Raw genomic sequence first — 11,480 nt, forward strand, 5'->3', positions numbered from 1 at the left:
CCCGTTGACCAGGACGGCGGTCGTGGCCGGCGCTGACGGGGTGATCGTCGACGTGCACCCCCAGCCCGACACCGCCCTGTGCGACGGCCCGCAGGCCCTCATCGGCGAAGACCTCCCCGAACTCGCCCGCACCTTCCGCGAGCTCGCCGCCTACATGGGCCGGGACCTGACCGGCCGGGGCCACCTGCGCAGCGCCTGAAGTAGTAGTCCGCCTGAGAAGGGGTCCCGGGCCACGGCCCAGGACCCCTTTTTCGTTGCCAGTCCTAACTGTCCACGGGCATCGGGTCGATCTTGAACAGCTCGGTGAACAGGGCGACCAGCGCCGGGTCACCGAAGTACTTGAGGCTGCCGGTCGCGATCGCCTCGGCTGCGGACAGCTCGCCGGTCAGCATCGGCATCAGCGTCTCGCCCGGCTCGAGCACCAGGTCGGCGCCGGCCAGCGGCCCCTCACCGGTCTCGATGACGCCGTCGTCGATCCGGGCGTGCACCACGATGTCGTCGAGGTTGAGCTGGTAGCTGACCTGAATGCCGGCGGCCGCCTCGGGATCGAACATGGTCCGCAGGGCCATCCGCACCGAGTCGTTGGTGGCCACGTCCTCGGGCCGGGGGGCACCGAGCAGCCGGGCGCCCCAGCGACCGAGCCGGATCATCGCGTCGTCCAGGTCCCGGCCGAAGGCGGTCAGCCGGTACCGGGTCTCCCCGTCGGTGTCCTGCACCTGCCGCACCACGCCGCTGTGCTCGAGCTCGCCCAGCCGGGCCGACAGGATGTCCGTCGACGCGCTCGGGAAGCCCTGGTTCAGCTCGTGGAACGACTTCGGGCGGACCAGCAGGTCCCGGATGATCATCGGCGACCAGCGCTCGCCGACCACCTCGATGGCCCGGGAAAGCCCGCAGTACTGCCCGTAGGTGCGCCTGGTCATGGTCTGCAGCTGGGAGATGACGGCCTCCATGTAGGAGGACTCCGCGGAGTTGATCGCCATCTGCTGTTCGAAGTCGAGCCCCGCGTCATCCTGCTGCCTCGTCGCGTTGGTCGTGAACTGAAACTTGTCACTCGCTATCGTCACGCCCTGCTGGTCGAAAACCAGCTTCCACTGCGCGTCCGTCATTGCGCGTCCAATCTCTCCGGTCCTCGGACTCACCCATCACTCACCACGCGAAATGCCAACTCCGCGCGGCTACGCCGACCTGACTGCGCTCGCCGGCGGCGCGAGCTGGTGATAGGCACCGGCGAAGAACAGCAACGCGTCCCGGTTGGTCCCCCGGCTCGACGTGAGCACCGTGCCGAGGAAGATCGAGTGGTCGCCGCCGTGGTAGACCTCGGTCAGCCGGCATTCCAACCACGCCAGGGCGCCGACCAGCAGGGGAGTGCCGGTCTGCGGTCCGGGCACCCAGTCCACCCGGTCGAACTGGGCCATGCCGACCGGCCGGGTGCGGTCGGCGAAGTACCGGGCCAGGTTCTGCTGGTCGGCCGCGAGCAGCGACACCCCGAAGCTGCGGGTCACCAGGATCGCCTCGTGGATCCGCGCCGGCCGGGCCACGCAGCACAGCGCCAGCGGCGGATCCAGCGACACCGAGGAGAACGCGTTCGCGGTCATGCCGTGCCCGTGGTCGCCACCGGCGGTCAGCACGGTCACGCCGGTGGCGAACTGACCCATCACCTCGCGCAGCGACGCCGGGACCATCCCGTGCTGCTGCAACGGGACCACCTCACCGTCCGCCGACATGTCATCCTCCCGTCGCCGTGGACACCGCGCGCCGGCCGGCCTGCGCGCTGGTGAAGGGGGCCAGCGCCTCCCGCAACGCGGCCGGAACCCGGGAGGGCACCGTCGCGTTGTTCGGTCCGCGCATACAGGCGATCCGCTGTTTGCCTTGCGCCACAAGGGTTTCCGCTCCGTCCTTGAGGCGCACGTAGTCGAAGCCGAACTCGATCTGGGTCTGGGTCAGCTCCTCCAGGCGCATCCGCACGGACAGCTCGTCGAACGCGGTGATCTCGGCGAAGAACTCACACTCGGCCTTGAGCGTGAACAACTTCAGGTCGTCCTCCATCACCTCGGCGAGCACGCCGGGCGCCATGTCGATGAGGAACTGTTCGCGGCACTTGCCCTGCCAACGCAGATAGTTGACGTAGTACACGTTGCCGACGAAGTTGGTCTCCTCGAACCCGACCGTATGGCGCAGCTCGTAATAGTTGGTCATGACTGTCAGTCGTCTCCCGCCAGAACGGCGAACACAACGGAGTTGGGTCCGGCGTTCAGCCTCGTTATCCAGGTGGCCACCTTCGCCGAACCGGCGGAGAGCACCACCCAACCGTCGCCGTGTGCCCGGTCGACGGTCAGCGTCGGGGTGGTCACCCCGCTCTTGCGCAGGCACTCCAGCGCGCACCACACCCGGGTGCCTGCCACGTCGGCGTTCTCGCCGGTCTCGGCGATCACCAGCTCGCGCACCCGCAGCAGGTCGGGGCCGAGCAGTCCGGCCCAGTCCTCGGCGCTGCGGTGCGCCACCGTCTCCACATCGCAGCCCAGCCGGCCGGACCCGGTCACCACCAGGCTCACCCCGGCGCTGTGCGAGGCGGAGATCTCGGCGCCGTCCAACTCCGGCTTGCCGTCCGGCCGGTGCCGCACGGTCACCGGAGTGCCCATGGCGCGGCCGGCGGCGAGCTGGGTCTGCACCCGGCGGTCGGCCGGCACGCCCGGCTGGGGGTCGGGTTCGACGACCACCGCGCGGCTGCCGCCGAGCACCCGCTCCAGCGAGCGCTCCAGGTAACCGCTGAGCATCGCGGGCGACCACGGGCCGGAGCCGTCCTTCTTGCGCACCGCCCGCAGCGCCAGGCCCTGCCAGCGCTCCACCAGCTGACCGGACGGGTCGAGCACGTCCACGTCGTAGACGTAGCTGTCGCCGTCCTGCGACCGCTCCCGGGCGTCCATGATCACGAACTCCACCTGCTGGTCGGCCGGTTCGGCCAGGTACAGCTGCTCGATCCCCTGCGGCAGCAGCGTGGCGTCCGGCACGCAGCACTGGATCGCGTGCATCACCGCGTCGCGGGTGCCCGGATCGGCCAGCACCTGGTCCTGGGGCAGGTACGCGGCGAACCACGGCGCCGGGGTGGTCGTGGACAGCTCGGCCACCGCGTGCCGGGCGCTCGCCCGCCGGTAGTTGAGCAGCCGCTGGAACCGCTTGCCCTGGAACAGCACGCTGCCGTACAGCTCGGTGCCCGGGTCGACCGGCACCTTGGGCAGTTCCAGCGCCTCCCGGGTCGGGCCGTCCTCGGGCAGGGCCGGCCGCGGCAGCCGCAGCGTCGCCCGGAAGTGGTCGGCGCTGAAGCCGGTGTCCTCGGCCCGGATGGCCACCGACACCGTCTCGTCGTCCTGGACCAGTGCCGCCAGCCGGACCGCCGTGGTGTGGCCGGGCCGAACCACGACCGGGCGCAGGAACTCCACGTCGGACAGCAGCGGGGTGGCGGTGCGGCCCAGTGCCGCGGTGGCCACCTGGGTCATCGCCTCCATCCCGACCACGGCGGGGAACAGCAGGTCGCCGTCCAGCTGGTGGTCGGTCAGGTAGGGGTCACCGCCCTGGGACAGCTCCACCTCGGTGATCAGCTCGACATCCGGGTAGTGCACCAGCACCCGGTCGACGAACCGGGTCAGCGGCAGCTCCTGGCTGAGGTCCAGGGGCAGGGTGGGCAGCCCGCCCATCCGGCCGCTGACCGTCAGGATCGGCCCGGCCGACGGGTCGGCCAGCACCTGGCGCAGCACGGCCAGACCGTTCTCCAGGGAGATCGGGGTGATGCCGTCGCGCACCAGGGCCTCGACCACGCCGAGCTTCTCGCCCATGCCGACGCCGGACCACACCGACCACTCCAGGGCCAGCGCCCGCGCCTGCGGGTGCGCCGCCTGGAAGTCGGCGGTCAGCTCGGACATCCAGTCGTTGGCGGTCGAGTAGTGCGCCTCGCCGCGCAGCCCGGCCCGGCCGATGATGCTGCCGAACGTCACCAGCAGCTTCATCCGGTCCTGGTCCACCGCGTCGAGCAGCAGGCGCAGCCCGGCGATCTTGGGGGCGAGCGCGTTGTGGAACGTCTCCTCGGTCAGGTTGGGCAGCGCGGACGGCTCGTTGCGGCCGGCGCCGTGCATGATCGCGGTCACCGGGCCGAGGTTGGCCTCGAACGCGGCCACCGCGGCGGCCACCTGGGCCGGGTTGGTGACGTCCGCGCGCTCGTAGCGGTAGACCACGCCCGCCGCGGCCATCCGGGCCAGGTTGGCCGTCAGCTCCTCGTCGCCGCCCGGCTCGTCCCGGCCGACCAGCGCCAGCTTGGCGCCGGAGTCCTTGGCCATGGCCAGCGCGCACTCGGCGGTGATGCCCTTGCCGCCACCGGTCACCAGCAGCACGTCCGAGCCGTCCAGCGGGGTGCCGGTGCGCGGCTCGGCGGGCGCCTGCAGGACCCGCAGCACCGGGGCGGTGCGCTGACCGTCGGCGGTGTAGCGGACCTCGCTGAACGTGGTGGTGGCGGCGGCGTCGGTGACCACCCGCCGGACCGCCTCGTCCACCTCGGCCGCGTTCGACGGGGCGAGGTCGGCCAGCGTGACGATCGTGGTCGGCACGCCGGTGGCCTCCAGGAACGCGGTGCGGGCGAGGCCGGAGGCCCCGTACTTGCCCTGCACCACGACGAACCGGACGCCGGCCGGTGCGGCCGCGACCACCTTGCCCGCCTCGAGGAACAGACCGACGTGCGCCTCGCCGTTGTCCGGCAGGCACAGCAGCACGCCGTCGCCGATGCCGGCCGCCGCCAGCGCCGCCCGCAACCGCTCGGCGAGCGGGTGGCCGGCCGGCGCGAACACCTGCCAGCTGCCCTCCGGGCCGGTGCCGACGGTGACGCGCGGCGGTCTGGCCGGCAGGTAGTCGACCGAGAACGGCCGCACCCACGGCGCCACCCCGGGCGCCTCGGCGCTGCCCCGGCCGCCGTCGCCGCCCTGCGCGGTGTCGGCCAGCTCGTCGATCAGGTCGGCGAGCTCGCCGAGCGAGACCGTGGCGAAGCTGGTGGTCAGCTCCAGGGTCGGCCGGCCGAGCTGGCGGGTGACTTCGTTGACGATCTGGCCGACGGTGATGGAGCTCAGGTGCAGGTCGTCCAGCGGATGGGTGTCCGCGGTGACGGTCTCCAGCGGCAGCTCGACCCGCTCGGCGGCGAGCCGGCGCAGCAGGTCCAAAGTAGACGGACCGTCCTCGCCCGCCTCGGCGCCGGCGGCGGCCGCCTCGGCGGCACCGGCCGCCGGGGCCTCCGCGCCCAGCACGGTCAACCCCACCGACAGGTCGGGGGCGGCCTCGCACGGGCTGGACAGGAACGTGAACGAGCCGTCCAGCGGCAGCGGGCGCAGCACCCGGCCGGCGAACAGCGCCGCGGTGTCCACCGGGGCGCCCAGCGCGAACGCGGCGCCCACCACGGACAGCAGCGAGCTCAGCGACGGGCTGTCGGTGTCAACGGAGAGCACCGGCGTGTCCGGCGCGATGTCCCGCAGCAGTCCGGCGAGCACCCGGCCGGGGCCCACCTCGACGGCCAGGTCGGCGTCGCCGGCCGCGCGGGCCGCCGCCTCGTGGAAGCGCACCGGGAACAGCACCTGGTCGCGCAGCAGCACCCGCAGGTCGGTGTCCGGGTCGAGCAGGTCACCGGTCACCGTGGAGGCCACCGCGCGGGTGGGCCGGCTGAAGTCGAACTCGGTCAGCCGCGCGGTCATCGCCACCGCGGCCGGTTCCACCAGCGGCGAGTGGAAGGCGTGCGAGACGTTGATCCGGGTCGCGGTCACGCCGGCCAGCCGGGCCCGGTCGCACACCCGGTCCACCGCGTCGGCCGGACCGGAGATCACCGTCTGCCGCGGGCCGTTGTAGCCGGCGATCACCACCGGTTCCGTCCCGAACAGCTCCTCGGCCTGCCCCGGCGTGGTGGCCAGGCCCGCCATCGCGCCGCCGCCCTGGCTGGCGTTGGCCATGACCTGGCCGCGCGCCTTGGCCAGGCGCAGCACGTCGTCGGTGTCCAGGGCGCCGGCCCAGGCCAGCGCGGTCAGCTCGCCGAGGCTGTGCCCGACGGCGACGTCGGCGGACACGCCGAGGCGCTCCAGCACCCGCAGCGCGGCGACGGAGCCCGCGACGATCCGCGGCTGGGCCACCTCGGTGGCCGTCTGGTCGCCGCCGGTGGGCACGCCTGCCGCGGCGAACACCGCCTCGGCGTCGGCGAACCGGCGCCGGATGGCGCCGATGGCGCCGCGTCCCGAACCCTGGCCCGGGAACAGGTAGGCGATCTTGCCGGCGGCGTCGCGGTGGTCCAGGAACACCCCGTCGACGCCGAACACCCGCTGCTCGCCCGCGTCCAGCGCGGTCAGCAGCCGGCTCAGCTTGCGGCCGGCGTCCTCCGGGTTGCCGGCCACGACCGCGGCCCGCACCGGCCCGCCGGACAGCTCCCCGGCCAGCGCGCCGGCCAGGTCGGCGAGCTCGGCGAAGGACAGCGCGGCCACCAGGTCGACCAGCCCGGCGACCCGCTCGCGCAGGCCGGCGGCGTCGGCGGCGTCCAGCAGCAGCAGTTCGGCGTCCTGCCGGCTGCCGACCAGCTCGACGGCCTTGCCGGGCAACTCGGCCCGGCGGGTGGCGCCGGGCGCCTGCTCGAGCGCGATGTGCGTGTTGATGCCGCCGAAGCCCATCGCCGACACACCGGCCCGGACCGGGGTGTCCGAGGGCCACAGCTGCGCCTCGCGCGGCACGAACAGCGCCGGGTTGTCGCCGGTGAGCTTGGGGTGCGGCTCGTAGTGCCCGGTGGCCGGCGGGATCACCTGGTGGTACACGGAAAGCGCGGCCTTGATCAGTCCGCCGACACCGGCAGCCGCCTTGGTGTGGCCGAAGTTGCCCTTGACCGAGCTGACCGCGGCCGGGCGGGCCGCCGGGTCGGAGTTGCGCCGGGCCGAGCCCAGCGCCTCCAGCTCGGTCGCGTCGCCGAGCGCGGTGCCGGTGCCGTGGCCCTCGAAGTAGCCGACGGTGTCCACGCCGTACCCGGCGCGGCTGTAGGCGCGGCTGATCGCCAGCCGGTGCCCGGCGGCCTCCGGTCGGGTGATGCCGCCCTTGCCGTCCGAGGAGATGCCCCACCCGGTGACCGAGGCGTAGATCCTCAGGTCGCGGGCGATCGCGTCCTCCTCGCGCATCAGCACGATGACGCCGGAGCCCTCGCCGGGCCAGAACCCGTTGGAGTCCTTGTCGTAGATCTTCATCTCGCCGGTGGCCAGCGCGCCGGTCTTGGCGAAGCCGATCACCTCGAAGGGATCGATGGACAGGTCGACGCCGCCGGCCAGGCAGACGTCGAGGTCGCCGTCGGACAGCGCCTTGGCCGCGGTGGCGATGGACAGCAGCGAGGAGGAGCACGCGCCGTCCACGGTGAAGCCGCCGCCGCCGAGGTCGAAGTAGTTGCAGATGCGGCCGGCGATGGTGTTGGCCAGGCCGCCGGCCAGGGTGTCCTCGTCGATCGGCGGGAACGGCGCCTTGTAGACCGGTTCCAGGTCGCGCAGGAAGGCGCTGGTCTCGTCGTCGTCCCAGCCCTTGGCGGACAGCGCCGCGGCGAGCGTGCGCCGGACGTAGGGCCAGCGCAGGCGCATCAGGTTGGCGCGGGAGAACTCTCCGGTGAGGCTGTTGCCCAGCACCACGCCGGTGGCGTGCTTGGGCAGGCCCGCGGCGTTCGGGAAGCCGGCGTCGGCCAGTGCCGCCGCGGCGACCTCCAGGGCCAGCCAGTGCGTGAGATCGGTGGACCGGTAGGTGCTGCCCGCGACCGTATACTTGAGACGGTCGAACTCGTAGTCCCGCAGCACGGCCGCTTTGCTGGAATAGAAGCGATCCGGCGCGTTCTGGTCGGGCGAGTAGTAGTCCGCCTGGTTCATCCGTTGGTCGGGCAGCCTTCTGAAGGCCCGGCGCCCGGCCAGAATGTTCTCCCAGAGATCTTCAGTACTGGCGGCGTCGGGGTAACGAAGTCCGATGCCGACGATCGCGATCCGCACGGTGCTCAACCTGTACCGCCTATTCTCGATGACCAACCGACCCCAGTCGGCGCGCCTGGTTACGCCCGGCCGCATATCGCGGCAAACCCGCCGAGTCCGGCGACAGCCCTCGACAACTTCCTTAGCTTGCCTCGTCAAGGGTGCACCAGTGCCATGGCGGATTACTTCTCCTCATGTGCCGTTCACCCGTGTTCTCCGAGCGTGCGGTACTGCTCGGCGCATGATCATCACAGGGCGGCATACCGCATTGCCGGAGATGCGCGGCCAAGATTGCCCGCCTGAACATGGCATTACCCCACCAGCGGAGGAATCGATGCCATCGCTTCTCGGTTCGCTGCGCCAGTACGTGCTGGCGCCGAAGCTGTCCACCGTCACGTTCGCCGAACGTGGTTTCCCCGGCGCCGGCTCGCCGGCCGCCGAGCGGCTGGAGGCCATCCCGCAGTCGGTGGTGTGCGGGTTCGAGTGGGGTATCGCCGCCAGGGATCTGTGGGACGTGCAGCGCCGGCTGGAACTGGTGGAGGCCGAGCAGCGCGGGTTCGCCTACGAGGGCGCGGCGATGGCGTTCGCGGTCCGCGACGCGATGGCCGGCGGCAGCGGCCGGCGCACCCGCGAGCTGCTGCTCGGACCGGGCGCGCCGCACGTGTTCCTCACCTACATCGGCATCGGGTTCGCCATGGCCAGGCTGCCGAGGCCGTTGTGGCGCAACATCATTCCCGACCTGACCGACTCGCCGTACTACCCGACCATGACCTGGCTGGCGGTGGACGGCTACGGCTTCGACCTCGCCTACTTCCACACCCGCCGCTACGTCGACGAGCAGCGGGTGCCGGCGCCGTATCCCTGGGAGGGATCGGCCGACTACTTCCCGCGTGCCGTGGACCAGGGCATCGGCCGGGCGCTGTGGTTCATCCACGGGGCCGACCCGGCGGCGGTCACCGCGGCGGTCAACCGGTTCGCGCCGCAGCGCCGGCCGGACCTGTGGAGCGGGGTGGGGCTGGCCGCCACGTTCGCGGGCGGGTGTCCGGCCGATGGCCTGGCCGTGCTGCGCGCCGCGTCCGCGGAGCACTGGCCGCAGTTGGGCGTCGGCGTGGTCTTCGCGATCAAGGCGCGGACCTTCGCCGGCCACGTGCCGGCGCATTCGGAGCTGGGCGCCACGACGCTGGCCGGCCTGTCCGTCGCCGACGCGGTGGCGATCGCCGACCGCACCGAGGCCTACCCCGACGACGGGGACCAGGCGGTGCCGGTCTACGAGCGGTGGCGGGGCCGCATCCGAGAACACCTCACCGCCGCCGCAGCGCCGCCGGCCGACCGGAAAGCCGGCTGAGACGCCAACCCACGAGAAGACGGTTAGGGGATTGAAACATGGCCGGTTCCTGGCGAGCCCTCCGGCGTCGCCTGCTCACTCCGGACGATTCCGAGACGAGCATTGACAAACGCGGCTTCCACAAGAAGTCGCCGGCCGCGCAGGAAAGGCTCGAGACCGTCGGGAAGACGTTTCTGCGGGGTTATGCCTACGCGGTGGAGGCGCGGGTTCCGGCGGACGCGATAGCCGCGCTGGAACAGGTGCCGGACTGGGCGCGCGGCTTCGCCTACGAGGGCGCCGGGATGGGCCTGGCCGTGCTCGACGGCATGCCCTTCGGCCGGTCCGACAACGTCCGCCGGTTCCTCGCCGAGCCGCGCGCCGAGGCCTACCGCTACCTGGTCTACGTGGGCATCGGCTGGGCCATGGCCCGGCTGCCGCGGTTCCGCTGGCCCCGGCCGGCCAGCCTGGACCCGGTGCTGGTGCCGCTGGTGCTCGACGGCTACGGCTTCCACCAGGCGTACTTCCACACCGCCCGGTATGTCGAGGCCCAGTACCAGAACCCGCGCTTCCCGTGGCCGGGCGGCCCGCACGGGTCGTACGCCAACAACGCCATCGACCAGGGCATCGGCCGGGCGCTGTGGTTCATCGGCGGCACCGACCCGGAGCGGGTGGCCGACCTGATCGAGGCGTTCCCCGCCGCCCGGCGCCCCGACCTGTACAGCGGCACCGGTCTGGCGGCGACCTACGCGGGCGGTGTCGAGGAGTCCGAGCTACGGGCGCTGGTGCGCCGCGCCGGTGAGTTCGGCGGCAACCTGGCGCAGGGCAGCGCGTTCGCCGCCGACGCCCGGGTGCGCGCCGGCATCGTGCCCCCGCACAGCGCCCTGGCCACCGGGGTGCTCTGCGGTGCGACGCCGCAGGAGGTGGCCCGGATCGTTGGCGAGCACCGCCCGGTGCACGCGGTCGAGGGCGAGCTGCCGGCCTATGAGGTGTGGCGGCAGCGGCTCGCCAGTGAATTTGTTTCCCTTGGAGGTGTCAACTCATGACCGCGATACTTGGGCTGTTGCGCCGGCAGCTGACCGGTGTCATCGCGCTCGTGGTCGTCGTCGGGTTCTTCTTCGCGGTCACGCTGCCGCAGAGCTCGGCCGAGGAACGCAACGACCTGGCGAGCGACTACGCGTTCACCGGCCACAGCCTGGCCCTGCCCCCGTCGGCCAAACAGCAGACGATGAGGCAGGTCAACCAGGCCTACAAGCACATCGACGCGTGGATGTCCTCGGTCGGCGCGGCGGTCGCCCTGAACGACCTGGACGGCGACCGGCTGCCCAACGACCTGTGCGTGGTCGACCCGCGTACCGACCAGGTGATCATCACGCCGGCGCCGGACCGGAACATCAAGCGCTACCTGCCGTTCGCCCTCAACCCGGCGCCGCTCCCGGTCGACAGCACGATGGCCCCGATGGGCTGCGTGCCCGCCGACCTCAACGAGGACGGCCGGCTGGACCTGCTGGTCTACATGTGGGGCCGGACCCCGATCCTCTACCTGCGGAAGGCGAACGTCGGCACGCTGTCCGCCGATGCCTTCCAGCCGTCCGAGGTGCTGCCCGGCGTCGAGTCCGGCGGCCGGTACGTCGGTCCACAGTGGAACTCCAACGCGGCGACCGTCGCCGACATCGACGGGGACGGCCACGACGACATCTTCGTCGGCAACTACTTCCCGGACAGCCCCGTTCTCGACCCCACCAAGAACGGCGGCGTGACGATGAACCACTCGTTGTCGCACGCCCAGAACGGCGGCGGCAAGATCATCCTGCTGTGCTCGGGCGCCACCGCGGGCGACCGTCCCACCGCGACGTTCCAGCGGGCGCCGGAGGAGGCGCTGCCCGAGGAGGCCCGGCACGGTTGGACGCTGGCGGTCAGCGCCACCGACCTCGACGCCGACCAGCGGCCCGAGCTGTACATCGCCAACGACTTCGGTCAGGACCGGTTGCTGTACAACGAGTCCACCCCCGGAAAGGTGAAGTTCTCCAACACCAGGACGGACCGCACCCCCGGCACCCCGAAGTCCAAGCGGATCGGTGACGACTCGTTCAAGGGCATGGGCATCGACTTCGGCGACTTCAACCACGACGGCCTCTACGACGCGTTCGTGTCCAACCTCA

The 11,480-nt window shown here is 72.1% G+C and carries 7 protein-coding genes and 1 pseudogene; 4 read left to right on the top strand and 4 right to left on the bottom strand.

All coding sequences use genetic code 11. The features are described 5' to 3' along the window. Positions 1–199, top strand: a pseudogene (locus VFO68_RS06305) (hypothetical protein); the annotation flags it as partial. Positions 200–263: 64 nt separating this feature from the next. Here VFO68_RS06305 and VFO68_RS06310 read toward each other — a convergent pair. The 4 genes from VFO68_RS06310 to VFO68_RS06325 form a co-directional block, all read right to left on the bottom strand. Then, complete coding sequence (locus VFO68_RS06310; RefSeq protein WP_325157210.1) at positions 264–1,106, bottom strand: winged helix-turn-helix transcriptional regulator; 843 nt, start codon at positions 1,104–1,106, stop codon at positions 264–266. Between the two features lie 69 nt (positions 1,107–1,175). Continuing rightward, on the bottom strand, positions 1,176–1,724 hold the full coding sequence (locus VFO68_RS06315) for a flavin reductase family protein (RefSeq protein ID WP_325157211.1): 549 nt from the start codon (positions 1,722–1,724) through the stop codon (positions 1,176–1,178). A 1-nt stretch (position 1,725) separates the two neighbouring features. Then, the gene (locus VFO68_RS06320) at positions 1,726–2,196 is read right to left on the bottom strand and encodes an acyl-CoA thioesterase (RefSeq protein ID WP_325157212.1); all 471 of its coding nucleotides are present in this window, start codon (positions 2,194–2,196) and stop codon (positions 1,726–1,728) included. Positions 2,197–2,201: 5 nt separating this feature from the next. Further along, on the bottom strand, positions 2,202–8,027 hold the full coding sequence (locus VFO68_RS06325; RefSeq protein ID WP_325157213.1) for a type I polyketide synthase: 5,826 nt from the start codon (positions 8,025–8,027) through the stop codon (positions 2,202–2,204). 304 nt (positions 8,028–8,331) lie between these two features. On the opposite strand from VFO68_RS06325, the gene VFO68_RS06330 reads away from it, so the two are divergent. The 3 genes from VFO68_RS06330 to VFO68_RS06340 all read left to right on the top strand — a co-directional run. After that, complete coding sequence (locus VFO68_RS06330; RefSeq protein ID WP_325157214.1) at positions 8,332–9,342, top strand: DUF1702 family protein; 1,011 nt, start codon at positions 8,332–8,334, stop codon at positions 9,340–9,342. Positions 9,343–9,380: 38 nt separating this feature from the next. Then, positions 9,381–10,364 (top strand): DUF1702 family protein, encoded by a 984-nt coding sequence (locus VFO68_RS06335; protein WP_325157215.1) that lies wholly within the window; start codon positions 9,381–9,383, stop codon positions 10,362–10,364. Next, positions 10,361–11,480, top strand: a 1,120-nt coding sequence (locus VFO68_RS06340; protein ID WP_325157216.1) for a VCBS repeat-containing protein, incomplete at its 3' end; no start/stop codon positions are given. The genes VFO68_RS06335 and VFO68_RS06340, both read left to right, overlap by 4 nt.

Source organism: Actinophytocola sp., assembly GCF_035712165.1.
Classification (GTDB): domain Bacteria; phylum Actinomycetota; class Actinomycetes; order Mycobacteriales; family Pseudonocardiaceae; genus DASYTH01.